General features: G+C 70.8%; 23 protein-coding genes and 1 pseudogene. 11 read left to right on the top strand and 13 right to left on the bottom strand.

Annotated elements, in window-relative coordinates:
• Window positions 1–73 precede the first annotated feature (73 nt).
• Window positions 74–415, top strand: a complete 342-nt coding sequence (locus AB0O01_RS08730) for a hypothetical protein (RefSeq protein ID WP_365311733.1) — start codon at window positions 74–76, stop codon at window positions 413–415.
• Here the strand turns inward: AB0O01_RS08730 and mshD are convergent.
• On the bottom strand, window positions 372–1,313 hold the full coding sequence (mshD, locus tag AB0O01_RS08735; RefSeq protein WP_365311734.1) for a mycothiol synthase: 942 nt from the start codon (window positions 1,311–1,313) through the stop codon (window positions 372–374). The two genes, AB0O01_RS08730 and mshD, sit on opposite strands and share 44 nt — an antisense overlap.
• Before the next feature lie 192 nt (window positions 1,314–1,505).
• Between mshD and AB0O01_RS08740 the strand changes: the two genes are divergently transcribed.
• On the top strand, window positions 1,506–3,311 hold the full coding sequence (locus AB0O01_RS08740; protein WP_365311735.1) for a bifunctional metallophosphatase/5'-nucleotidase: 1,806 nt from the start codon (window positions 1,506–1,508) through the stop codon (window positions 3,309–3,311).
• 140 nt (window positions 3,312–3,451) lie between these two features.
• Here the strand turns inward: AB0O01_RS08740 and AB0O01_RS08745 are convergent, their stop codons facing one another.
• From AB0O01_RS08745 to AB0O01_RS08760, 4 genes are all read right to left on the bottom strand, one after another.
• Window positions 3,452–4,861, bottom strand: a complete 1,410-nt coding sequence (locus tag AB0O01_RS08745; RefSeq protein ID WP_365311804.1) for a HAMP domain-containing sensor histidine kinase — start codon at window positions 4,859–4,861, stop codon at window positions 3,452–3,454.
• A 77-nt stretch (window positions 4,862–4,938) separates the two neighbouring features.
• Window positions 4,939–5,667 carry a response regulator transcription factor gene (locus tag AB0O01_RS08750; protein ID WP_365311736.1) on the bottom strand — a complete coding sequence of 243 codons (729 nt, stop codon included), beginning with the start codon at window positions 5,665–5,667 and terminating at the stop codon, window positions 4,939–4,941.
• Window positions 5,668–5,839: 172 nt separating this feature from the next.
• On the bottom strand, window positions 5,840–6,082 hold the full coding sequence (locus AB0O01_RS08755) for a hypothetical protein (protein WP_365311737.1): 243 nt from the start codon (window positions 6,080–6,082) through the stop codon (window positions 5,840–5,842).
• A 47-nt stretch (window positions 6,083–6,129) separates the two neighbouring features.
• Window positions 6,130–7,362, bottom strand: coding sequence for a trypsin-like peptidase domain-containing protein (locus AB0O01_RS08760; RefSeq protein WP_365311738.1), 1,233 nt, complete (start codon window positions 7,360–7,362; stop codon window positions 6,130–6,132).
• A 462-nt stretch (window positions 7,363–7,824) separates the two neighbouring features.
• Here AB0O01_RS08760 and AB0O01_RS08765 point away from each other — a divergent pair, with 462 nt between their 5' ends.
• Genes AB0O01_RS08765 through AB0O01_RS08775 form a run of 3 tightly spaced genes read left to right on the top strand, consistent with a single transcriptional unit; the run spans window position 7,825 to window position 11,753 of the window.
• On the top strand, window positions 7,825–10,056 hold the full coding sequence (locus tag AB0O01_RS08765; RefSeq protein ID WP_365311739.1) for an RNA degradosome polyphosphate kinase: 2,232 nt from the start codon (window positions 7,825–7,827) through the stop codon (window positions 10,054–10,056).
• Window positions 10,037–11,260: a CHAD domain-containing protein gene (locus AB0O01_RS08770; RefSeq protein WP_365311740.1), complete on the top strand. Its 1,224-nt coding sequence runs from the start codon at window positions 10,037–10,039 to the stop codon at window positions 11,258–11,260. The genes AB0O01_RS08765 and AB0O01_RS08770 overlap by 20 nt, the downstream gene beginning before the upstream one ends.
• Window positions 11,261–11,291: 31 nt before the next feature.
• Window positions 11,292–11,753 (top strand): NUDIX hydrolase, encoded by a 462-nt coding sequence (locus AB0O01_RS08775; RefSeq protein WP_365311741.1) that lies wholly within the window; start codon window positions 11,292–11,294, stop codon window positions 11,751–11,753.
• Window positions 11,754–11,782: 29 nt separating this feature from the next.
• On the opposite strand, the gene AB0O01_RS08780 is transcribed toward AB0O01_RS08775, so the two are convergent.
• On the bottom strand, window positions 11,783–11,956 hold the full coding sequence (locus AB0O01_RS08780; protein ID WP_365311805.1) for a hypothetical protein: 174 nt from the start codon (window positions 11,954–11,956) through the stop codon (window positions 11,783–11,785).
• Window positions 11,957–12,159: 203 nt separating this feature from the next.
• On the opposite strand from AB0O01_RS08780, the gene AB0O01_RS08785 reads away from it, so the two are divergent.
• Together AB0O01_RS08785 and AB0O01_RS08790 are read left to right on the top strand one after the other, a co-directional pair.
• Window positions 12,160–13,074, top strand: a complete 915-nt coding sequence (locus tag AB0O01_RS08785) for a hypothetical protein (protein ID WP_365311742.1) — start codon at window positions 12,160–12,162, stop codon at window positions 13,072–13,074.
• Between the two features lie 148 nt (window positions 13,075–13,222).
• Window positions 13,223–13,414, top strand: a complete 192-nt coding sequence (locus AB0O01_RS08790) for a hypothetical protein (RefSeq protein ID WP_365311743.1) — start codon at window positions 13,223–13,225, stop codon at window positions 13,412–13,414.
• Between the two features lie 69 nt (window positions 13,415–13,483).
• Here AB0O01_RS08790 and AB0O01_RS08795 read toward each other — a convergent pair whose 3' ends face one another.
• Window positions 13,484–13,843, bottom strand: a complete 360-nt coding sequence (locus AB0O01_RS08795; RefSeq protein WP_365311744.1) for a metal-sensitive transcriptional regulator — start codon at window positions 13,841–13,843, stop codon at window positions 13,484–13,486.
• A 267-nt stretch (window positions 13,844–14,110) separates the two neighbouring features.
• Here AB0O01_RS08795 and AB0O01_RS08800 point away from each other — a divergent pair, with 267 nt between their 5' ends.
• Together AB0O01_RS08800 and AB0O01_RS08805 are read left to right on the top strand one after the other, a co-directional pair.
• Window positions 14,111–14,731, top strand: a complete 621-nt coding sequence (locus AB0O01_RS08800; protein ID WP_365311745.1) for a DUF47 family protein — start codon at window positions 14,111–14,113, stop codon at window positions 14,729–14,731.
• Window positions 14,732–14,739: 8 nt separating this feature from the next.
• On the top strand, window positions 14,740–15,738 hold the full coding sequence (locus AB0O01_RS08805; RefSeq protein ID WP_365311746.1) for an inorganic phosphate transporter: 999 nt from the start codon (window positions 14,740–14,742) through the stop codon (window positions 15,736–15,738).
• 431 nt (window positions 15,739–16,169) lie between these two features.
• Here the strand turns inward: AB0O01_RS08805 and pstB are convergent, their stop codons facing one another.
• The 4 genes from pstB to pstS all read right to left on the bottom strand — a co-directional run bounded on the left by pstB (window position 16,170) and on the right by pstS (window position 20,315).
• Window positions 16,170–16,946 carry a phosphate ABC transporter ATP-binding protein PstB gene (gene pstB, locus AB0O01_RS08810; protein WP_365311747.1) on the bottom strand — a complete coding sequence of 259 codons (777 nt, stop codon included), beginning with the start codon at window positions 16,944–16,946 and terminating at the stop codon, window positions 16,170–16,172.
• Between the two features lie 43 nt (window positions 16,947–16,989).
• Window positions 16,990–18,048, bottom strand: a complete 1,059-nt coding sequence (gene pstA / locus AB0O01_RS08815) for a phosphate ABC transporter permease PstA (protein WP_365311748.1) — start codon at window positions 18,046–18,048, stop codon at window positions 16,990–16,992.
• Window positions 18,045–19,052 carry a phosphate ABC transporter permease subunit PstC gene (gene pstC / locus AB0O01_RS08820; protein WP_365311749.1) on the bottom strand — a complete coding sequence of 336 codons (1,008 nt, stop codon included), beginning with the start codon at window positions 19,050–19,052 and terminating at the stop codon, window positions 18,045–18,047. The genes pstA and pstC overlap by 4 nt, the downstream gene beginning before the upstream one ends.
• A 132-nt stretch (window positions 19,053–19,184) precedes the next feature.
• On the bottom strand, window positions 19,185–20,315 hold the full coding sequence (gene pstS / locus AB0O01_RS08825; RefSeq protein ID WP_365311750.1) for a phosphate ABC transporter substrate-binding protein PstS: 1,131 nt from the start codon (window positions 20,313–20,315) through the stop codon (window positions 19,185–19,187).
• Window positions 20,316–20,923: 608 nt separating this feature from the next.
• Between pstS and AB0O01_RS08830 the strand changes: the two are divergent.
• Window positions 20,924–21,141, top strand: a pseudogene (locus AB0O01_RS08830) (hypothetical protein); the annotation flags it as partial.
• A gap of 52 nt (window positions 21,142–21,193) precedes the next feature.
• On the opposite strand, the gene AB0O01_RS08835 reads toward AB0O01_RS08830, so the two are convergent.
• Together AB0O01_RS08835 and AB0O01_RS08840 are read right to left on the bottom strand one after the other, a co-directional pair.
• Complete coding sequence (locus AB0O01_RS08835; protein ID WP_365311751.1) at window positions 21,194–21,901, bottom strand: phosphatase PAP2 family protein; 708 nt, start codon at window positions 21,899–21,901, stop codon at window positions 21,194–21,196.
• A 218-nt stretch (window positions 21,902–22,119) separates the two neighbouring features.
• Window positions 22,120–23,121, bottom strand: coding sequence for a bifunctional lytic transglycosylase/C40 family peptidase (locus AB0O01_RS08840; protein ID WP_365311752.1), 1,002 nt, complete (start codon window positions 23,119–23,121; stop codon window positions 22,120–22,122).
• A gap of 711 nt (window positions 23,122–23,832) precedes the next feature.
• Here AB0O01_RS08840 and AB0O01_RS08845 point away from each other — a divergent pair.
• Window positions 23,833–24,141 carry a hypothetical protein gene (locus AB0O01_RS08845; protein ID WP_365311753.1) on the top strand — a complete coding sequence of 103 codons (309 nt, stop codon included), beginning with the start codon at window positions 23,833–23,835 and terminating at the stop codon, window positions 24,139–24,141.
• The last annotated feature ends 115 nt before the right edge of the window (window positions 24,142–24,256 follow it).

Raw genomic sequence — 24,256 nt, forward strand, 5'->3', positions numbered from 1 at the left:
GGTGACCGGTGATCCGCGTTCCCCGTTCCGCGTTCCGCTGACGGGAGCGGCTCGCGTCGGCTTCAATGGCGCGATGGCCACACCCTCCCCCTCACCGACGGAGCAGAACGGGCTCGCCCTGCTCCTCACCAACGAGGCGTCCCTGTGGCTCCCCCGGCAGCGCGGCAAGCCCACCCGGGACGAGGAGTTCCGCATCCACCAGGGCCGTGAGCTGAGCGGCACCCTGCTCTGGGGCGGTGGCGACCACCCGGCCAACACCCGGGTGCTGCGCGGCACCTACTCCCTGGGCTGGCGGCGCTACAGCGAACCGGGCGGACCGGCGGGCGAGTTCCGGTGCCTCGCGGTGTGGATCGAGCCCGCCGCCCTCCCGCTCACGTCTCCGTCCGGTACATCAGATCCGTCTCGTACGTCGTGAACCCCAGCCGTTCGTAGACCGTCACCGCCGCCTTGTTGTCGGCGTCGACGTAGAGCATCGCCGTCGGGATGCCCTGGGCGGCCAGGTGGCGCAGGCCGATCGTGGTGAGGGACCTGCCGAGGCCGCCGCCCTGGGCGTCGGGGGCGACGCCGACGACGTACACCTCACCGAGTTGTTCCTCGGCGTGGACCTTCGTCCAGTGGAAGCCGATGACCGTGCCGTCCGCGGTGCGCTCGGCGAGGAAGAAGCCCGCCGGGTCGAACCAGGGCTCGGCCTTGCGGTCGTCCAGGTCGCGCTGGGTGAGGGAGCCCTGCTCGGGGTGGTGGGCGAAGGCCGCGGCGTTGACCGCCAGCCAGGCCGTGTCGTCCGCGCCGGGGACGAAGGCACGGACGGCGACGCCCGGGGGCAGGGCCGGGTCTGGGAGGTCGAGGTCCGTCAGGGGGCGGCGCATCTGACGCAGTTCGCGGAACAGGGTCAGGCCCAGGACCTGGGCGAGATGCCGGGCCGCCGCGTGGCCGCCGTGCGCCCAGACGCGCAGGCGCTTGCCGGAGGCGGCGAGCAGGGCGGCGCCGAGCGCGCGGCCGTGGCCCCGGCCCCGGTGGGCGGGGTGGACGACCAGTTCGGCGGCCGGGGCCTCCACCGGGTCGGTGTCCTCCAACTGGGCGTAGCCGACCAGGTCGTCGCCGGCGGTGAGGAGGAGGTGGGAGACGCCCGTGCGCCGCCCGCCGCGCAGTTGGAGGCGGCCCTGCTCCGACACCGCCTGCTGGCCGTCGTGGCGCGCGGCCTCGGCGAGGAGGTCGAGGACGGCCTCGACCCGCTCCGGGGCGAGCACGGCATGGGTCTCGATGGTCCGGGCCTGTCCCTGCTGCCCCTGGCGTGCGCTGTCGTCGCTGGTCATGACTACGAGGGTACGGGGCCCGCGGAGGGTGCGGCGGTGAGCCGTCGAGCGGGGAATCCAGCGAGGGGAAACCAAGAAGTAACCCCATACCCCCTGTCGCGCTACGCGCGTTGACCCTAGGCTGCGGCCCGGACGGGGGCGATTCAGCCAGTCAGTATCTCCACAGCACCCACAGCACCCACAGGGGGGCGCATGCCACTCAACAGCCAGGACGAACGCCGCGGCAGGCGTCGTAGAACCCGGGTCCTCGCCGCCGTCGCGGGGCTGACCACGGCGGGGGCGCTCGCCGCGGCGGCGCTGCCCGGTACCGCGAGCGCCGGGGAGGACCGGCGCCACCAGCCGGGCCGCTACCAGGACGTGCAGTTGCTGTCCTTCAACGATCTGCACGGCAACCTGGAGCCCCCGGCCGGCTCCTCCGGGCGGGTCACCGAGGTCCAGCCCGACGGCACCACGAAGACCGTCGACGCGGGCGGCGTCGAGTACCTGGCCACGCATCTGCGCGAGGCGCGCGAGGGGCAGAAGTACTCCATCACCGCGGCCGGCGGTGACATGGTCGGCGCGTCCCCGCTCATCTCCGGGCTCTTCCACGACGAGCCCACCATCGAGGCGCTGAACAAGCTCGACCTCGATGTCTCCTCCGTCGGCAACCACGAGTTCGACGAGGGGGCGAAGGAGCTGAGCAGGCTCCAGAACGGCGGCTGCCACCCCACCGCGGGCTGCTACACCGACAAGAGGTTCCAGGGCGCCGACTTCCCCTATCTCGCCGCGAACGTCCTCGACGAGAAGAGGAACAAGCCGATCCTCAAGCCCTACTGGGTGTGGAAGCAGAACGGGGTGAAGGTCGGTTTCATCGGCGTCACCCTGGAGGCCACCCCCGACATCGTCTCCGCCGAGGGCGTCAAGGGCCTGGTCTTCAAGGACGAGGTCGAGACGATCAACAAGTACGCGAAGGAACTCCAGCGCCAGGGCGTCAAGTCCATCGTCGCGCTGATCCACGAGGGCGGCTTCCCGGCCTCCGGGTCCTACAACTACAACTGTGACTCGCCGGGCGCGGGCGACGGTGTCTCCGGCCCGATCGTCGACATCGCCAAGAACATCACCCCGCAGGTCGACGCGGTCGTCACCGGCCACACCCACGCCGCCTACGTCTGCACCATCCCCGACCCGGCCGGCAACCCCCGCACGGTCACCTCGGCCTCCTCCTTCGGCCGCCTCTACACCGACACCACGCTGACCTACGACCGCGCCACCGGCGACATCGCCCGGACGGCGGTCACCTCCGCGAACCATGTGGTCAGCCGCGATGTCGAGAAGGCGCCGGACATGACGGCCCTGATCGGCAAGTGGAACGCGCTGGCCGCCCCGATCGGCAACCGCGCCATCGGCCATATCTCCGCCGACATCAACAACTCCGGCACCGAGTCCCCCCTCGGCGACCTCATCGCCGACGCCCAGTTGGCCCACGGCAAGGCCCTGGACCCGGAGACCGACGTCGCCCTGATGAACCCCGGCGGCATCCGCGCCCCCCTGACCTACGCGGCCAAGGCGGGCGAGGGCGACGGGGTGGTGACCTACGCGGAGGGCTTCACGGTCCAGCCGTTCGCCAACACCGTCAACCTCCAGAACCTGACCGGCGCCCAGCTCGTCCAGGTGCTCAAGGAGCAGGTCAGCGGCGCCAACACGGCCTCCCCGAAGATCCTCCAGCCGTCGGCCGGGCTGACCTACACCCTGGATCTGACCAAGGCCGGGGCGGACCGGGTCGTCACCGACTCGATCCGGCTGAACGGTGCCGCCATCGACCCGGCGGCCACCTACCGCGTCGCCTCCAACAGCTTCCTCGCGGGCGGCGGCGACGGCTTCCCGACGCTGGCCCTGGGCACCGGCGACCTGGTCGGCGCCGACGACCTCACCGCGCTGGAGCAGTACCTGACCGCCAACAGCTCGGCGACCAGCCCCCTGGCCCCGCCGGCGGCCGACCGGATCACCATCGTCCGGTAGGCGACTGACGCACGCATCACCCTCTCCGGTGAGCGGCTGACATCTGCGGGAGAGGCGGGATCCCAGACGGGGTCCCGCCTCTTCGGCGTCCTACTCCGGCGATGTGCCCGACGCTCTACTCCGGCGATGTGCCCGGCGCTCTACTCCGCCGGAGTCCCCGGCGGTGGCATCGGTGCCCCCGGCAGCCGCAGCGTCGCCACCGTGCCGCCGCCCTCCGCGCGGGCCAGGGTGACCTCGCCGCCCGACTGGTGGACCGTACGGGCCACGATGGACAGGCCCAGGCCCGAGCCGGGCAGGGCGCGGGCGCTCGGGGAGCGCCAGAAGCGGTCGAAGACATGCGGGAGTTCCTCGGCCGGGATACCCGGGCCGTGGTCGCGGACGGTCAGGATGCCGCTGCCGAGGACCACCTCGATCGTGCCGCCCTCGGGGCTGAACTTCACCGCGTTGTCCAGGATGTTGACGATCGCCCGCTCCAGCGCGGCCGGTTCCGCCCGGACGTACCAGGGGTGCAGATCGGCGGTGATCGTCAGTTCCGGGCCGCGCAGCCGCGCCCGGCGCAGCGCCGACTCCACGGTGTCCTCGAACGACACCACCTGCACCCGCTCCCCGCGCTGGCCCTCCGAGCGGGACAGCTCCTGGAGGTCCCCGATCAGCGCCGCCAGCTCCGTCATCTGCGCCTTCACCGAGGCGAGCAGCGCCTTGCGGTCGGCCTCCGGGAGCGGTCTGCCCGTCTCCTCGCTGCGGGTGAGGAGTTCGATGTTGGTCCGCAGGGAGGTGAGCGGGGTGCGCAGCTCATGGCCCGCGTCCGCGATCAGTTGCTGCTGGAGGTCGCGGGAGTTGGCGAGGGAGGTGGTCATGGAGTTGAAGGAGCGGGAGAGGCGGGCCACCTCGTCCTCGGCCTCGTCGTCCACCGGGATCCGGACGGTGAGGTCCTCGGTGCGGGCGACATGCTCGACGGTCTGGGTGAGCCGGTCGACGGGACGCAGCCCGGCACGGGCCACCGCGAGCCCGGCGGCGCCCGCGCCGATGACCCCGACGCCGGAGACGACGAGCAGGAGCAGGGCGAGTTCGTTGAGGGTGCGCTGGGTGTCGGTGAGGGGGATACCGACGAGTACGGCCACCCCCTCCAGCGGGTGCAGCGGGACGGTCGTCAGCCGCACCGGGTTGCCGTCGGTGTCCTGTCCGTTGCGGATGCTCGTGGGCAGGCCGGGATCCCGGGCGATGGCCACATCGCTGTCGTTGATCTTCACCGCGCCCCGGGAGGTGCCGAAGACGCAGTACTGGCCGTCGGAGGTGACCAGCTCCAGATAGCTCTGGGTGGCCGGGCCGACCGGCGGCCCCGCCGCGGGCTCCTGCGAGCAGTTGGCCAGGGCGTCGCGCACCTCGGCGCCGTCCAGCCGCACATTGCTGTTGCGCAGGGTGTCGTCGATCTCGTCGTACAGCTTCCCCTGCACCACGAACCAGCAGGCCACCGAGACCGCCGCCACCGCGAACGCGACCGCCGCCGCGACCAGCAGGGCCAGCCGGGAGCGGATCGGCAGGGACTTCAGCCGACGCCCGAAGCGGCGGCCGAAGCGAGGACCGGACCCATGACCGGACCGGTGGCCGAATCCGTTGTCCACTCGGCTCACTCGGCCCCGCCCTGGCGCAGGACATACCCCACGCCCCGCACGGTGTGCACCAGGCGCGGCTCGCCGCCCGCCTCGGTCTTGCGGCGCAGGTACATGACGTAGACGTCGAGGGAGTTGGAGGACGGCTCGAAGTCGAAGCCCCAGACCGCCTTCAGGATCTGCTCACGGGTGAGCACCTGGCGCGGATGTGCCATGAACATCTCCAGCAGGGTGAACTCGGTACGGGTCAGCTCGACCTGCCGTCCGCCCCGGGTCACCTCCCGGGTCGCCAGGTCCATCCGCAGATCACCGAAGGCGAGCGCCTCGTCCTCGGGTGCGCCACCGGCCGTGGCGTAGGAGCTGCGGCGCAGCAGCGCGCGGATCCGGGCGAACAGCTCGTCCAGCTCGAAGGGCTTGACCAGGTAGTCGTCCGCGCCCGCGTCCAGACCGGTGACGCGGTCGCCGACGGTGTCGCGGGCGGTGAGCATCAGGATCGGGATGGTCTCCCCGGCGCCCCGGATGCGGCGGGCGGCGGTGAGGCCGTCCATCCGGGGCATCTGGATGTCGAGGACGACGAGGTCGGGCCGGTAGACGGCGGCCTTCTCCAGGGCGTCCGCGCCGTCGACCGCGACCTGTGTGTCGTAGCCCTCGAAGGCGAGGCTGCGCTGGAGCGCTTCGCGCACCGCGGGCTCGTCGTCGACGATCAGGATGCGCTGGGGGTCGCGGTCGCCATCGGCGGGGCTCATGCTCATGTCCTCGGGTACGGGGGATAGGGGGCCGGTCCGACGTTCTCAGCATTCAGCCTCGCACGTCAGCCGGTCGCGCCGGAAAGTCGTCGTACGGGGGCGGGCTGGCCCCGGGGGGCCGTTTCCGGCCGGGCCGGTCGGTCGCGCGGGCCCGGGTGGGGGTGGCCGCCGGTCAGTCGCGCAGGGCCCGGCGGCGGCGGGCGGGGGTGCGGTGGGGGCCGGGGCGGGCGCCGGGCGGGGCCAGTTCCGGGGCCCGGGTGGCCGGACCGTGGAGCCGTCCGGCCACCTCCAGGGCGAGGGCGTATCCGGCCGGGTCGTGACCGGGGAGGGCGTGCGTGACGCGCTCGACCCTGATGGCCCTGACGTCCCTGACGTCCCTGACGCTCCTGGTGCTCTTGACGTCCTTGCTGCTCATGCCGTGCTCCTTGCCGTGCGGTGGGCGGGGGTACCGCCGGTCCGTCGCTAGTTGCTGCCGCCCGCCCGCAGGGTCGCCAGGTCGGCCTTGACCGTGTTGATCGGGATGGCGAACCCGAGGCCCACGCTGCCCGCGCTGGAGGACGAACCGGCCGCCGAGTACATCGCCGAGTTGATGCCGATGATGTTGCCGTTCATGTCGATCAGCGCGCCGCCGGAGTTGCCCGGGTTGAGCGAGGCGTCGGTCTGGAGGGCCTTGTACGTCGTCGTGGACGAGCCGGTGTCGCCGTTGAACTCCTGGCCGCCGAACTCGAACGGCCAGCCGCCGCCCGGCGTCTGCTGCGGCTGCTGCCCCTCACCGGTGGAGACGGTGACATCGCGGTCGAGCGCGGAGACGATACCGCTGGTCACCGTGCCGGTGAGGCCCTCGGGCGAGCCGATCGCCACGACCTCGTCACCCACCTGGACACCGTCGGAGTTGCCGAGGGTGGCCGCCTTGAGACCGGAGGCGTTGTCCAGCTTGATCAGGGCGAGGTCCTTGGCCGGGTCGGTGCCGATCACCTGGGCGGTGTACTGCGTGCCGTCGCTGGTGGTGACCTGGACCTCGGAGGCGCCGGTGACCACGTGGTTGTTGGTGATGATCTCGCCGTCGGCGGTGATGATCACACCCGAGCCGGTGGACGAACCGGCGCTGGTGGTGGCGTTGATCTCCACGATGCTGGGGCTGACCGCGGTGGCCACCCCGGAGACCGTGCCCTGCTGGCTGGAGGGGACCACATTGGTGGTGGACGAACTGACGGCGACGGTGTCGTTGCCGCCGGTCAGCTCCTGGATGCCGTAGGCGGTGCCGCCGCCGATCGCCGCCGCGACGATCGCCACGGCCGCGAGCAGCGCCACCGGACCCCGGGCGCGCCCCCGCCGGGCGGGCCGGGCGACGGGCTCGGCGAGCAGCGCGGTGGCGCCGGTACCGGTGGCCCCGGCGCCGAAGCCGGTGCTCCCGCTGTCGGTACCGGTGGTCCCGGTGTCGTACGCCCCGGCGGTCGGCCGGTGAGCGGGCGGCGGGGGCCACTCGGGATTCACCGCGGAGGCGGCACTCACCGGGGAGGCGGGATCCACCGGGGAGGCGGGAGGGGCTGACGAGGCTTGCGCGGGCGCCTGGTAGGGGTCGGGGGTCCCGTACGGGTCCCCGGGCGAGGCGGAGTGCTGCTCGGCGCCCTGCTGGTGAGGGTTCGGGTACTCGCTGTCGTCGTACTCGCCGCTGCGGCGGAAGCTCTCGGTCATGTCCATGAGCTTGTCCGCCGCCCATGAGAGCCGCCTGAGTGCTCGCTGAGAAGCCCGGCAGAAGCTTGTTTGCCCGATATAAGGCCGGTTCTCGGGGTCCTGGCACCCCTCTCACGCACGGCTCATGGGCGCCGGTCGGCCCCGGTCCCCGAGCACCCCCCGCACACGGCACCGCACGGAACGTACGGGGGCGCATACGGGATGTATACGGGACACTTACGGAACGTATGTGCGATCAGAGACCGGCGGAGCCCGGACACGCTGCATCGGTCCCCTGCGAGCCGCTCCCCGCTATCCCGCACGTCATGTCTCCGTAACCATTGATTCAGACGGTCTTGCGACGCTCAGCCAATGAACCCGGCCGTGCCCGAGCAGCCGCCGTCCCCCCGGGGGACCGTCGCCGCGCTCCCGCCCGCGCGCTCCGACGCGCCGCCCGGCGCCGGTGCGCGGAAGAATGGGTCCATGAGCCAGCAAACCACCCCCAAGGCAGAGATCCAGCACCCGCAGCCCTCCGTGGGCTCCATCGCGGCGCACCGCCCGGCCACCGTCGCGGCCACGGTCTCCGACCTGGAACCCGACATCGACGCCGACCTCGACGCCTACGAGGAGTCCGCGGACGGCGACAAACTGCCCCAGGGCCGCTTCCTCGACCGGGAACGGAGCTGGCTCGCCTTCAACGAGCGCGTCCTCGAACTCGCCGAGGACCCGAACACCCCGCTCCTCGAACGCGCCAACTTCCTCGCGATCTTCGCCAGCAATCTGGACGAGTTCTTCATGGTCCGGGTGGCCGGACTGAAGCGCCGGATCGCCACCGGCGTGGCCACCCGCTCCGCGTCCGGCCTCCAGCCGACCCAGGTGCTGGAGATGATCTGGGCCCGCTCCCGGGAGCTGATGGCCCGGCACGCCGCCTGCTTCCACGAGGACGTCGCCCCCGCCCTCGCCGAGGAGGGCATCCACCTGGTCCGCTGGAGCGAGCTGGCCGAGAAGGAGCAGGCCCGTCTCTTCACCCTGTTCCGGCACCAGATCTTCCCGGTCCTCACCCCGCTCGCCGTGGACCCGGCCCACCCCTTCCCCTATATCTCCGGCCTCTCCCTCAACCTGGCCGTGGTGGTCCGCAACCCGGTCAGCGGCCACCGGCACTTCGCCCGGGTGAAGGTGCCGCCGCTGCTCTCCCGCTTCCTGGAGTCCAGCCCCGGCCGGTACGTCCCCATCGAGGACGTCATAGGCGCCCATCTGGAGGAACTGTTCCCCGGCATGGAGGTGCTGGAGCACCACGCCTTCCGGATCACCCGCAACGAGGACCTGGAGGTCGAGGAGGACGACGCCGAGAACCTCCTCCAGGCCCTGGAGAAGGAGCTGATGCGGCGGCGCTTCGGGCCCCCGGTGCGCCTGGAGGTCGAGGAGTCCATCCAGCGCGAGGTGCTGGACCTGCTGGTGCGCGAGCTGAAGATCACCGAGGCCGAGGTCTATCCGCTGCCCGGCCCGCTCGACCTCACCGGTCTCTTCCGCATCCACGGCCTGGACCGGCCCGAGCTGAAGTACCGCAAGTTCATCGCCGGCACCCACCGCGACCTCGCCGAGGTCGAGTCGGCCTCCGCGCCCGACATCTTCGGCGCCCTGCGCCAGCGGGACGTGCTGCTGCACCACCCGTACGACTCCTTCTCCACCTCCGTGCAGGCGTTCCTGGAGCAGGCGGCCAAGGACCCCGACGTCCTCGCCATCAAGCAGACCCTGTACCGCACCTCCGGCGACTCCCCCATCGTGGACGCGTTGATAGAGGCCGCCGAGGCGGGCAAGCAGGTGCTGGTCCTGGTGGAGATCAAGGCCCGGTTCGACGAGCACGCCAACATCGAGTGGGCCCGCAAACTGGAGGAGGCCGGCTGCCATGTCGTCTACGGCCTGGTCGGCCTCAAGACGCACTGCAAGCTCTCCCTGGTCGTCCGCCAGGAGGGCGAGACCCTGCGCCGGTACTGCCATGTCGGCACCGGCAACTACCACCCCAAGACCGCCCGCCTCTACGAGGACCTCGGGCTGCTGACCGCGGACCCCCAGGTCGGCGCGGACCTGTCCGACCTGTTCAACCGGCTCTCCGGCTACTCGCGCCGGGAGACCTACCGGCGGCTGCTGGTCGCCCCCCGCTCCCTGCGGGACGGCCTGATCTCGCGCGTCAACAAGGAGGTCCAGCACCACCGTGCCGGACGTCCCGCGTACGTCCGGATCAAGGTCAACTCGATCGTCGACGAGGCCCTGATCGACGCCCTCTACCGGGCGTCCCAGGCAGGCGTCCCCATCGATGTCTGGGTGCGCGGCATCTGCGCGCTGCGCCCCGGCGTCACGGGCCTGTCGGAGAACATCAGGGTCCGCTCGATCCTCGGCCGCTTCCTGGAGCACTCCCGGGTCTTCGCCTTCGGCAACGGCGGCGAACCCGAGGTGTGGCTGGGCAGCGCCGACATGATGCACCGCAACCTCGACCGCCGCATCGAGGCCCTCGTGCGCGTCGTCGACCCGGCCCACCGCGCCGCGCTCAACCGGCTGCTGGAGACGGGCATGTCCGACACCACCTCCTCCTGGCACCTGGGCCCGGACGGCGAGTGGACCCGGCACGCGACCGACGCCGACGGCGGGCCCCTGCGGAACATCCAGGAGATGCTCATAGACGCCCGGAGGCGCCGGCGTGGCACAGCAACACCTTGATCCGACGGACCCCGAGGCCGGGGCGGCCACCGGGGAGGCCCTCGCGGGCTATCTCCGCGCCCAGGCCATGGAGTTCCTGCGCGCCCTGCGGCAGCACCGGGAGACCGGCGGCGGGGCGCACACCAACGGCACGGAGGAGTCGGTCGACGCGGCGCGCGCCCTGCGCCGCTCGGCCCGCCGCATCAGCGGCAGCCTGCACACCTTCCGCCCGCTCCTCGACGCCGACTGGTCGGAGGGCATGCGCCCGGAACTCGCCTGGCTCTCCGGCACCCTCGCCCTGGAACACGCCTACGAGTCCCGCCTGACCCGCCTCCTCACCGCCCTCCACCGCCTCTCGGGCACCCCCACACCCCCCGCGCCCCCCGCGCCGGCCACCCCCCACCTCCCACCCCAGCCACCCCCACCCGACGCCATCACCTCATCCCCCACAGCCCCGGGCAGTCGCGCCCCTTCCCCCACAGCCCCGGGTGATCGTCCCCTGTCCGCCGTAGCTGCGGGCAGTCGTGCCGCTGGGGCCGCACGGGTGGGGGCGGCGGCACCCGCTCCGGGCGGAACCGCCACCGCCCCCACCGACCGCGGCAACCTCACCATCGGCGCCGCCAAATCCGGCGCCCTCCTCGACCGCCAGCTCACCCTCGCCCGCACCCGCGCCCACTCCACCGCCCTCCAGGCCCTCGGCAGCAGCCGCTTCCACGCCGTCGCCGACAAGGTCGCCGTCCTGGCCAGCGAGGTCCCGCTCACCCCCACCGCCCCCACCACCGGCCTCCACCCCCTCGCCACCGCCGCGCGGGAACGCCTGACCGACGCCGTGACCGCCCTCCCCCTCCTCACCGCGGGGAACCCGTACAACGCCCAGGCCCTGATCCACGGCCTCTCCCCCGACCCCTCCCCGCACCCCCAGGACGCCCCCTGGCACCAGGTCCGCCTGCTCCTGCGGCTGCACCGCTACGCGCTGGAGGTGCTGCACGGCCCCGCCGACCCCCCGGCGGACACCCGCCTGCTGAGCGCCGGTCACGCCCTCGACCGGCACCGGGACGCCTCCGAGGCCGCCTCCGCCGCCGCCCAGGCGGCGCGCACCCCGCGCATCGCCCCGGCGACGGCGTACGCCCTCGGTGTGCTGCACGCCGATCAGCGTCATGAGGTCGAGGCGGCACGGTTCGCGTTCCAGCAGGCGTGGCAGAAGGAGACGGTACGCACGTCCTGACCCGGTCAGCCGGAGCTGGAGAGTGAACGACATGCACGACACCCACACCGACCCGCACACCGATCCCGACACCACCCCCGGCACCGGCAGCCCGGTCCTCGCGGCGGGCTGCGTCCTGTGGCGCGTCTCACCGTCCGACGGCACACTGCGGATCTGCCTCGTGCACCGGCCCAAGTACGACGACTGGTCGCATCCCAAGGGCAAGCTCAAGCGGGACGAGGATGCCCTCACCGGCGCCCTGCGGGAGGTGGCGGAGGAGACCGGCTACTCCGCGGCCCCCGGCACCGAGCTGGCGACCCTGCGCTATCCGGTGGCCGGGCGGCCGAAGGAGGTCCGCTACTGGGCCGCCGAGGCGGTCACCGGCGGTTTCGTCCCCAACCGCGAGGTGGACCGGATCCTGTGGCTCACCCCGGACCAGGCCCGTACCCGGCTGACCCAGCCCCGGGACGCGGACCTGGTGGACGCCCTCGTCCGCGGCCTGGAACGCGCCTGAGGCCGCTGCCGGTACCCGCTTGCCCCCCGCTACCCCCCGACGCGGTGGGCGGCGGCGTCCGTGCGGGCCAGGCTCCGGGCCCGCCGGGCGGGGCTGCGCCAGCCGCAACTGCACCGGGCCACACAGAAGGGGCCCTGCTCGACCATGCTGATGCTGTGTTCCGGATCGTCCCGGGGGGCGGCGGACCGGTCCTGAGAGGTCACGGTGTCCACCGTACCGACCGCCGGTGAACGGCACGTAGAGCGGGCGTCAGAACACTGTGGGGACGCCTGCGTGCCCCGGCGCGCCCCGGCGCACGCGCCCACCCCGCCGCGCCGGGCGTGACGGCCCTAGCTACCGGTCGTTAACCGGAACGATTGACCGGCACGACAGGGGCCGGGTCCGGCGGACGGCTGGGGGTAGACGGATGGAGCGGCGGCAGCGGCAGAGCAGGACGGGCGCGACGGGCGGGACAGTCGTCACGGGCCTCATGGCCTGGGTCTGTCTGACCGCGACAGCACTGGCCACCACGGGCTGCTCCCCCGACCGCCCCACCGGCCGCCCCGCTCCCGCCCCCACCACAGCCCCCGCCACCGCACCCGCCTCCGCCGACGCCCGCCCCGCCGCCGACCCCGTCCCGGTGCTGCGCGGCGCGGCCGACGCCCTGGTCGGCGCGGGCAGCTCCAAGGCCCGGACGTCGATGGAGATGGCCACCGGCGGCACCCGGGTCACCATCCGCGGCGAGGGGGTGTACGACTTCACCCGGCGCCTGGGCGAGCTGCGGGTGCGGCTGCCCCAGGATCCCGCGGGCCAGGACGAGCGCCGCCCGATCACCGAGCTGCTGGCGCCGGGCGCGCTCTTCATGAAGAACCGGGGCGCCGGGGTGCCCGCCGACAAATGGGTGCGGGTGGAGACCGCGGGCCTGCCCGACGGCAATCTGGTGACCGGCGGCGCCACCGACCCGTTCGCCGCCGCCGAGGTGCTGCGCGGGACGCGCGAGGCGCGCTATGTCGGCGAGACCGAGGTCGACGGCACGGCGGTACGGCACTACAGGGGCACCGCCGATCTGGCGCTGGCCGCGAAGAACGCCGGCGAGGGCGGCAGGGGCGCGCTGGACGCGGCGGCGAAAGGGTTCGCCACCCCCGAGGTGCCGTTCGAGGTGTTCCTGGACGACGCCGGGCGCATCCGCAAGGTCCAGCACCGGTTCAGCTATGACGGCGGACGCGAGACGGGCGCCGTGGCGGTGGCGTCGACGACGCTGCTGTACGACTTCGGCGCGCCGGTCGAGGTGGAGTTGCCGGAGCGGGCGGACATCTACGCGGGGCGGATCGCGGAGGAATGAGGGTGGTGGGGGAGGGGCACACGGGGGGTACGCACCTGCGCACCCCGGGCGTAAGGGGCGCACGGGGGCGCAAGAACTAGCCCTTCCGTGCCATGCGCGTTGTGTAGACCTGTCCCTACTCTAGGAAGTCGGTGACGGCAGAGACGAGGTGACGTGCGTGGCTCCGCTCGGCGGTACGGCAGTAGTCCAGGACCACGTGGCACTCGCCGAGATCGAACTGTGCGGCGAGCTGATCATCGCGGCCTCGATGGCCGACGAGGAGCGGCTCAGCCTGGACTGCATCGACGCGGTGCTGCGGGTGACCGAGGAGAGGGGCGCACGGGGCGCGCGTACGGATTGAGCCAGGTGCGCCCCGCCGGGCGCCCGCGCCACCGACCCTTTTCGGCCACCCGCGTCCGCGGGCCGGTCCTCAGGTCCGCAGCAGCCGCCCGATCGCCTTCGTCGCCTCCTCGACCTTCGCCTCGATCTCGTCGCCGCCCTTGACCGCGGCATCGGCGACACAGTGCCGCAGATGCTCCTCCAGCAACTGGAGTGCGAAGGACTGCAACGCCTTGGTGGAGGCGGAGACCTGCGTGAGTATGTCGATGCAGTAGACGTCCTCGTCGACCATGCGCTGGAGGCCGCGGATCTGGCCCTCGATCCGGCGCAGCCGCTTGAGGTGCTCGTCCTTCTGCTTGTGGTAGCCGTGCACCCCGCGGTCGTGGTCCGTGACCACGTCCTCCGCGACGGCGACGGAGGGCGCTCCCGCGCCGGCCTCTGTGGTCGTCATGGCGTCCTCCCGCATCAGACACATACCCCTGGTGGGTATATGGTACCGAATTCTCGTGGGTATAGGGCCCTTGGCCAATGCCGTACGGGAAACATCCGCGCGACAAGGCCGGGCCAACTCCCCGTACCGCCCCCGTACAACCCTCGTACCGCCCCCGTGAAGACAAGTCTGCTTTATGGGCGACACTGGGGGACGGCCCATTAGCCGTGGCCGGATGATGCGCCTAGCATCACCCTGACCGAAACCGAAGCCCCTAGAGGACCCCACGTGCGCTTTCGTCTGACCCCCAGGGAGACGAGCTTCTACGACATGTTCGCCGCGTCCGCGGACAACATCGTCACGGGCTCGAAACTCCTGATGGAACTGCTCGGCGCCGAGGGGTCCGCCAGGGCAGAGATCGCGGAGCGCATGCGGGCAGCGGAGCACGCCGGTGACGACGCCACCCACGCGATCTTCCACCAACTGAACTCCTCTTTCATCACGCCCTTCGACCGCGAGGACATCTACTCCCTCGCGTCGTCCCTCGACGACATCATGGACTTCATGGAGGAGGCCGTCGACCTGGTCGTCCTCTACAACATCGAGGAACTCCCCAAGGGCGTCGAGCAGCAGATCGAGGTACTGGCGCGGGCCGCCGAACTGACCGCGGAGGCGATGCCGCATCTGCGCACGATGGAGAACCTCACCGAGTACTGGATCGAGGTCAACCGGCTGGAGAACCAGGCGGACCAGATCCACCGCAAACTGCTCGCCCATCTCTTCAACGGCAAGTACGACGCCATCGAGGTGCTGAAGCTCAAGCAGATCGTGGATGTGCTGGAAGAGGCGGCCGACGCCTTCGAGCATGTGGCGAACACGGTGGAGACCATCGCCGTCAAGGAGTCCTGAACCCGGCGATGGACACCTTTGCCCTGGTCGTGACCATTCTGGTCGCGCTGTTCTTCACCTATACCAACGGCTTCCACGACGCGGCGAACGCCATCGCCACCTCCGTCTCCACCCGGGCGCTCACGCCCAAGGCGGCGCTGCTGATGGCGGCGGTGATGAACCTGGCCGGCGCGTTCCTCGGCAGCGGTATCGCCAAGACCGTCTCCGAGGGGCTGATCGAGACGCCCGAGGGCTCCACGGGCATGGGCATCCTCTTCGCGGCGCTGCTCGGCGCGATCACCTGGAACCTGGTCACCTGGTACTACGGCCTGCCCTCCTCGTCCTCCCACGCCCTCTTCGGCGGCCTGGTGGGGGCGGCCCTCGCGGGCGGCACACAGGTGTACTGGAACGGGGTCGTCGACAAGATCCTCATTCCGATGTTCGTGTCGCCGCTGGTGGGGCTGATCGCGGGATATCTGGTGATGACGGCCATCATGTGGACGTTCCGCCGCACGAATCCGCACAAGGCCAAGCGGGGATTCCGTATCGCCCAGACCGTCTCCGCGGCGGCGATGGCCCTCGGGCACGGTCTCCAGGACGCCCAGAAGACGATGGGCATCGTGGTGATGGCCCTGGTGATCGCGGATGTCGAGGATTCCGGCGATCCCATCCCGCTCTGGGTGAAAATCATCTGCGCGGTGATGCTCTCGCTCGGTACGTATGCGGGCGGCTGGCGGATCATGCGCACTCTGGGCCGGAAAATCATCGAACTCGATCCCCCGCAGGGATTCGCCGCGGAGACGACGGGGGCGGCGATCATGTTCACCACGGCGTTTATCTTCAAGGCGCCGATTTCCACGACGCATGTCATCACCTCGGCGATCATGGGCGTCGGGGCGACGAAGCGGTTGAACGCGGTGCGGTGGGGGGTGGCCAAGAACATCGTCCTGGGCTGGTTCATCACGATGCCAGCCGCAGCGCTTGTCGCTGCCGCGAGCTTCGGAGTGGTGAAACTGGCGTTTCTGTAGAGGGCGCGGGTGGGCTGGAGCCGACCGCGCAGTTCCCCGCGCCCCCATCAGTAGCGTGCAGGTCGGTTGTGGTTCTTCGCGCAGTTCCCCGCGCCCCTGTCAGAAGGGTGCGGGTACGTCGTGGTTACTCGCGCAGTTCCCCGCGCCCCTAAAGACACCTGCGGGCAGCGCCAGTCGTTTCAGGGGCGCGGGGAACTGCGCGACCAGCCACAGACCACCCGCAGGTCAGCAGATGGGGGCGCGGGGAACTGCGCAAAACCCACAACCGACCCGCACGCTGCTGACAGGGGCGCGGGGAACTGCGCGAAAACCCACAACGCACCCGCACCCCACAGCGCACCGAACGCAAAACGGGCCCGCCCCCCGGAGGGGACGGGCCCTCTTCTGCCCCGCGGCGGCACCGCCATGCAACGCCGCGAGGGGCCTGAGGATCAGCCGAAGCGGCCGGAGATGTAGTCCTCCGTCGCCTGGACCGACGGGTTGGAGAAGATCCGCTCGGTGTCGTCTATCTCGATCAGCTTCCCGGGCTGCCCCACCGCCGACAGGTTGAAGAACGCCGTCCGGTCGGACACCCGCGCCGCCTGCTGCATGTTGTGCGTCACGATGACGATCGTGAAGCGCTCCTTCAGCTCCCCGATCAGGTCCTCGATGGCGAGCGTCGAGATCGGGTCGAGGGCGGAGCAGGGCTCGTCCATCAGGAGCACGTTCGGCTCGACGGCGATGGCCCGCGCGATGCACAGCCGCTGCTGCTGACCGCCGGACAGCCCGGAACCGGGCTTGTTCAGCCGGTCCTTGACCTCGTTCCAGAGGTTCGCGCCCTTGAGGGACTTCTCGACGATGTCGTCGAGCTGGGACTTCTTGTAGGAGCCGTTGAGCTTCAGCCCCGCCGCCACGTTGTCGTACACGGACATCGTGGGGAACGGGTTCGGGCGCTGGAAGACCATGCCGACCTCGCGCCGCACGGCCACCGGGTCGACCCCGGTGCCGTACAGGTTCTCGTCGTCGAGCATGACCTTGCCCTCGACCCGGCCGCCCGAGGTGACCTCGTGCATCCGGTTGAGCGTGCGCAGGAACGTGGACTTGCCGCAGCCGGACGGGCCGATGAAGGCCGTCACGGAGCGGGGTTCGATGGTCATCGAGATGTCCTCGATGGCCCGGAAGGAGCCGTAGTAGGCGCTGAGGCCGCTGACATCGATGCGCTTGGCCATGGAAATCACTGCTTCTTTCGGAATCGGTCGCTGTGTGGCCGCGTCAGCGACCGGTCTTCGGGGCCTTCCAGCGGGCGATGCCGCGGGCCAGCAGGTTCAGGATCATCACGAACGCGATCAGGGTCAGCGAGGCCGCCCAGGCTCGGTCGTACGCGGCTTCGGACTGGCTCTGCTGGTACTGCTGGTAGATGAACAGCGGCAGCGAAGCCTGTGCGCCCTCGAAGGGATTGGCGTTGATGAAGGGGTTGCCGAACACCAGCAGCAGCACGGGCGCGGTCTCACCCGCGATACGGGCGACCGACAGCATGATGCCGGTGGTGATACCGCCGATGGCGGTGGGCAGGACCACCTTCAGGATGGTGCGCCACTTGGGCACGCCCAGCGCCAGGGAGGCTTCGCGCAGCTCGTTGGGGACGAGCTTGAGCATCTCCTCGGTGGAGCGGACGACCACGGGCATCATCAGGATGGCCAGGGCGAGCGAGCCGGCGAAACCGAACGGCTGCATTTCGAAGATCAGCATGATGCTGAGGATGAAGAGACCGGCGACGATCGACGGGATGCCCGTCATGACGTCGACGAAGAAGGTGACGGCCTTGGCGAGGCTGCCGCGTCCGTACTCCACCAGGTAGATCGCGGTGAGGACACCGATCGGGGCGCCTATCAGCGTGGCGAGGCCGACCTGCTCCAGGGAGCCGAGGATGGCCGCGTAGGCACCGCCGCCGACGTCGGTGTCGGCGACCACACCCATGGAGTGGGTGAGGAAGTAGACGTCGAGGACCTTGATGCCGCGTTCCACGGTCTCCCAGATCAGGGAGGCCAGCGGCACCACGGCGAGCAGGAAGGCGACCCAGACCAGCGCGGTCGCGATCCGGTCCTTGGCCTGCCGCTTGCCCTCGACCTTGGCGGCGACACCGAAGGTGAGGACGACGAAGAGGATGGCGGCGATCAGACCCCACTGCACCCGGCTGTCGAGGCCGGCGACGACCCCGATGCCGATGCCCAGCGCGGCCGAGGCTGCGGCCAGCGCCCAGGGGGACCACTTCGGCAGCCTCGCGCCCTGGAGCGAGCCGGGCTTCTTGGTCATGACGGCTGCGTGGCTCATGCGTTGGCCCCCGAGTACTCCTTGCGGCGGGCGATGATCGCGCGGGCCGCGCCGTTGACCAGCAGGGTGATGACGAACAGGACCAGACCGGAGGCGATCAGCGCGTCCCGGCCGAAGGGTCCGGCCTCGTTGAACTTGCTGGCGATGTTCTGGGCGAACGTGCCGCCGCCCGGGTCGAGCAGGCTGGCGCCGATGGTGAAGCTCGGGGAGAGCACGGTCGCGACGGCCATGGTCTCGCCGAGCGCGCGGCCGAGGCCGAGCATCGACGCGGAGATCACGCCGGAGCGGCCGAAGGGCAGCACCGCCATGCGGATGACCTCCCAGCGCGTGGCGCCGAGGGCGAGGGCGGCCTCCTCGTGCATCTGCGGGACCTGCCGGAAGACCTCGCGGCTCACATTGGTGATGATCGGCAGGATCATGATGGCCAGCAGGATGCCGACGGTGAGCATGGAGCGGGGGGCTCCGCCGTCCCAGGAGAAGATCCCGGTCCAGCCGAAGAACTGGTCGAGCCAGCCGAACAGTCCGCTCATATAGGGGACGAGGACCAGGGCGCCCCACAGGCCGTACACGATGGACGGCACGGCGGCGAGCAGGTCGATCACATACGCGATGGGGCCGCTGAGCTTGCGCGGCGCGTAGTGGGTGAGGAACAGCGCGATGGCCACGGCGATCGGGACGGCGATGGCCATGGCGATGACCGACGACACCACGGTGCCGAAGGCCAGCACGGCGATGCCGAAGACCGGCGGGTCCAGGTTGGCGTTCCACTCGAAGGTGGTGAGGAAGTTGCCCTCGTCCTGGCTGATCGCGACGGTCGCGCGCCAGGTGAGGAAGACCGCGATGGCGGCCATGATGACGAGCAGCAGGATGCCCGAGCCGCGGGTCAGACCGAGGAAGATCCGGTCGCCGGGGCGGGTGGCGCCGCGGGCGGCGCGCTTCTGCTCGGTGAGGGTGGGCTGCGGAAGGGGGGGAGGAGCGTCAGTGTTCTTCGTCGTTATGTCCATCGGGTTCTCCGGTCTGCGGAACCGTCCTCACGGACGGCTCGGTGAAGCCGTGCCGAGGGCGCGGCTCCGGGCGGCGGTGCACCGGACGGTGCGGTCCGGTCCCGTCAGCGGGGGACCGGACCGCACACAGGGCTAGCTGAGCTCGGAAACCGTGGTCCGAACCTTGGAGATGATGTCGGCCGGCATCGGCGCGTAGTCGTTGTCGGCGAGGACCTGCTGGCCCTCCTCGCTGGCGATGTAGGTGAGGAACGCCTTGGTCGCGGGCAGGGTGTCGGCCTTGTTGCCCTTGTCGCAGACGATCTCGTAGGTGACCAGGGTGATCGGGTAGGCGCCGTCGGCCTGGGTGGCGTAGTTCAGCTCCAGGGCCAGGTCCTTGCCGGTGCCGACGACCTTGGCGTCGGCGATGGCCTTGGTGGCACCGTCGACGGAGGCGGCGACCGGGGCGGCGGCACCGGTGTCGATGGCGACGACGGAGAGCTCCTTGGCGTACGACAGCTCCATGTAGCCGATGGCGCCGGAGTTCTGCTGGACCTGCTGGGCCATGCCGGCCGAGCCGGAGGCCGCCTGGCCGCCCTTGGCCTGCCAGGCCTTGCCGCCCTCGTAGTTCCAGTTGTCCGGGGTGGTCTCGATCAGGTACTTGGTGAAGTTGTCCGTGGTACCGGAGTCCTCGGAGCGGTGGAACGCCTGGATCTTGAGGTCGGGCAGCTCGGCGTCGGGGTTGAGCTTGGCGATGGCCTCGTCGTTCCAGTTGGTGATCTTGCTGTCGAAGATCTGCGCCAGGGTCGGGGCGTCCAGCACCAGGTTGTCGACGCCGGGGACGTTGTAGCCGACGGCGATCGGGCCGCCGACCATCGGCAGGTCGATGCCCTGGCCGCCGGAGCAGACCTCCTTGGACGCCTCGATCTCCTCGGGCTCCAGCGCGGAGTCCGAACCGGCGAAGGCCACGGTGCCCTGGGTGAACGCGGTCACCCCGGCGCCCGAGCCGCCGCCCTTGTAGTTGATCTGCACACCACTGCACGCCTGGGTGAAGTTCTTCACCCAGGCGTCGATGGCGTTCTTCTGGGCGGAGGAGCCATCGGCCAGGATCTGGCCCGAGGCGTCGTCGCACTGGATGCTGCCGGCCGCCGCGGTGGAGGAGGAGCTGCTGTCACCGCTGCCGGAGGTGCCGGTGTCGTCCGTGCCGCACGCCGAGAGGGCCAGGGCGCCGGAGACGGCGAGAGCACCGAGGGAGAGGGCCCGCCGGTTCATGCGCTGAAGCTTCACTTTCGGGAGTTCCTTCCAGGAGCCGCCATCCTGTTCGGCGGCGTGCGAAGTCTGGGTGACGCGAACACGCATTTCGAGCGCATGTCGCATCGGTAAGGCCGAAATTAGGCAGATCAGGTGAAGGCGCCTATGGCCGTAAGTGAACGGCGAGTGAACCCGTATAGACGTTGTGGTTAGGTCACGGAATGCTTACGGGGAGGGCACATGACGGTTCCGGAGCCGTGTGGGCCACCACACAGAAGCGACGGTACGGCAGCGAAACGGCACCTTCGGGCAACGGCACGGTGTGCTCCGCCGCGCCTTGGGGCAAACTCCGCGCACCTTCCGCGTGTCGCCCGGACCCGGGCCGCCGGACCACCGTCCCGCCCCACGGCGGACCCGAAAGGGCCCGGCCCCCACCACAGACGGCGCGTTTTCGATCCCTCCCGCTGACGGGAACCGGCGTCCACCGGAGCGGGCGCGAGCAGCGCGTCAGGGGGAGGACCCATGGAACGGCGTACGTTCATCGGCGACGCGGCAGCGCTCGTCACATCCACCGCCCGCACCCGAGCCCGGGCCACCCCGTCCACGCCCCCGACCGCCTCCACCCCGGCGACGCCGCCTGGCCCACCGCCCACCTCTCCTGGCCCTGGAACCGAGCGGCAGCCATCGTCAAGGCATGGCAGGAGTGGGCCCCGCCCAGCCGAACAAGATCTGGTCCGCCCTGCACCTGGCGAACACCGCGGGCGCCACCCCCACGGTCTCGGTCGCCGCCTTCACCCTGGGCACCCACGGCGACCTCAAGAACGCCGTCGACCGCCTCGCCGACCGGGTGGGCGCCTCCGCGAAAACCCCATACGACCCAACCCACTTCCCACTTCTTCACCCACCCCAGTCCCCTAAGCCGCCAAATCCCTCTCCTTCGCCTCAGCCCCGGCCTCCCCACCCCGAGCCCCCGGAACAACCGCCCCCACAACCCCCCGCCGCCACACCAGAAACCCCACCCGAGACGACCCCGCCACCGCCCGCACCACCGGCGTCAGCAACGCCGTGGCCACCGGCGACAACAGCAACGCCACAGCCGTCCCGAGCGCCAGCCCGCCCACCACATCGGTCGGGTAATGCACCCCCATATAAACCCGGCAGAACCCCTCCACCAGCGCGACCCCGATCGCCACGAGCCCGAATCTCCGGTGGGCGACAAAGATCCCCACCGCCAGCGCCATCGCCATCGTCGCGTGATCGCTGACGAACGAGAAGTCGGTCTTGCCGGTGACCAGCACCTCAAGCCCCTGATGGTCGTAGAAGGGCCGGCGCCGCTCCACGAACCCCCGTATCGGCACATTGACCAGCACCGCGACCCCCGCGGCCAGCGGCGCCCACAGCAGCGCGGCGACCCCGGCCACCGCCTGCTCGGCGTCGGACGACCGCCGCCGGACGGACCACCAGCACCCGAGCCCGAGCAGAGCCAGCGCGATCAGCAGCCCGTACTCGCCGACGAACGCCACCACCTGGTCGAGCCAGCGCGGTGCGTCCTTGGCCAGGCCGTTGATGTCGTAGAGCAGCTCGACGTCGGGGTTCGACCCGGATAGCGCGAGTCCAGCCATGTGCAGCGGCCCCTTCGTCGTCCTCGTGTTTCATTCCGCCCCGTCGGAGTCAGGAACGCACGACCCTCCTCCGTACGTTCCGCACTCCACCGAATGATCACTCAGACGTTATCGAAGAGAGATACATCGTCGCAGCTCAGGGGACAGGTTCACGCTCAGTGGAGGCGGCTCGGCGCGAACCCGGGGCGAACCCTCCCGCGTGTTCCTCCCCCGAGTGCTCAGACATGCGTCGGCAGCGCCGCCGCGCCTTCCTCGGTGACCCGGGTCGCCCCGAAGTAGTCCGGGGTGTCGATCGGGTCGAAGCGGATCACCGCGCCCGTGCGCGGGGCGTCGATCATGTACCCGCCGCCCACATAGATCCCGACATGGCGGATCGCCCGGGAGTTGGTCAGATCGTCGGAGAAGAACACCAGGTCACCGGGGAGCAGTTCGTCGCGGGACGGATGCGGGCCCGCGTTGTACTGGTCGTTGGCCACCCGGGGCAGGGTGATCCCCACACTCTCGTACGCCGCCTGCGTCAGCCCCGAGCAGTCGAACCGGCCGCCCTGGGCCGCCGTCCCCGTACCGCCCCACAGATAGGGGGTGCCGAGCTTCCCCTGCGCGTAGTGGATCGCCCCGGCGGCCTGCTCCGAGGGATCGACCCGGGTGGTCGGCGCCGCGAAGCTCTCCTCCAGGGTGGTGATGATCCTCACGTAGTTCTGGGTCTCGTCGTAGGGCGGGACCCCCCCGTACCGGATGACCGCGTACGCGCCCGCGTTGTAGGCGGCGAGCATGTTGTGGGTCGGATTGCCGGGCACGTCCTCCACATAACCGGCCAGCGTGCAGTCGTAGGTGGCCGCCGAGGGGATCGCGTCCTTGGGGTCCCAGACGTCCCGGTCGCCGTCACCGTCGCCGTCGATGCCGTGGGCGGCCCAGGTGCCGGGGATGAACTGCGCTATCCCCTGCGCCTGCGCAGGGCTCTGGGCGGTCGGGTTGAAGCCGCTCTCCTGGTAGAGCTGCGCGGCGAGCAGGGCGGGGTTGATCGCGGGACAGAGGTTGCCCCATCGCTGCACCAGCGCCTGATAGGCGGCCGGCACCGAACCCTTGGCCAGCGCCTTGCCGCTGCCGCCGACTCCGCCCGCCGCGTTCCCGGCGACCAGATAGACGCCCACGACGAGCACCATCATGAAGCTCAGCCCGAGCGCCACGGCGATCCCGCCGCCGATCCACCATTTCCGCACGCCTCAACCCTGCCCCATCCCGGCCCCGTTCAAGGCGACTTCGCCCGAGTGGCCGTCGATCCGCCCATTATCGCGGCCCCTTCGCGCCCGCCACAGGGGCCGCCGCCCCGCTGCCCCGCTGCGCCCGGCTCGCCCCGGCGCACCGCCCCGCGCACCTGCCACCCGCCTGCCCCCACCCGCCACCCATCGCTCACCCACCGCTCACCCACCACTCATCCGCCGACGGTTCGCCTTCGAGAACACCGGACCCCGCCCCCGGCACCCGCCCCCAGCCCCTACCGCCCCCGCCCCGAGGTCCCGCCACCGCCCCCACCCACACAATCCGGCCGTTTTTCAGCACCGCCCACCGCCCCATCCACCCCGGCCGGAATCACGCCCCTCCCTGACCCCGCGTCACCACACCGCCCCCGCCCGGCGATAGCCTTCACCCGCCAGAACATGCGCACGAGCCCTCACCCCGCAGGCCGTCACGAACGGCCCCGGACCGTAAAGGGGCACAACGACGGCACCACACGACAGGTTCCGCACCCACTTCGTTGCCCGGCGTGACCTGCCGTGATACACAGAGTGACGATAAGTGGTATTCGTACGAAACCCGCCACCCGATGACGCCAAGTCGACATACGAGGGCATCATCGTCGGCGAGAATGATGCCTGACCTCTGCACACCGCAGGGGCTCGCGGAACTACCCACCAGGGGCGGTGACTTACATGCTCTTTGCGGCCGAAAACGGAGACATCAACACCATCATCGGCGGGATCGCTCCGGACTGGGGCCCCTTCGGCAGCCTGGGCAACGAGGCCAGGGTCATGATCGAGGTGGTGATGGCGGTCGCCATCCTCCTCTGTCTCGGCATCGCCATCTGGGGCGCCGCCAAACAGCGCATCGGCGCCACCGCCCTGCGCGACACGTTCAGCGCCGAACAAGGCAAGGGCCTGATCATCGCCGGCCTCACCGGCGTCTTCATCATCGGCTCCCTGGGCACCCTGTTCACCATCGTGTACGGCATGGCCGTGTAGCCCCACCCCCGCGCGGACCCGCGCCGACCCCCCACTCGGCGCGCCCCCGCCCGGCACACCACCGGCCCCGCCCCCACGGGAAACACCCGGTCCCCACCCATCCGTCGTGCCCACC

Source organism: Streptomyces sp. NPDC093252, assembly GCF_040683675.1.
Classification (GTDB): Bacteria; Actinomycetota; Actinomycetes; order Streptomycetales; family Streptomycetaceae; genus Streptomyces.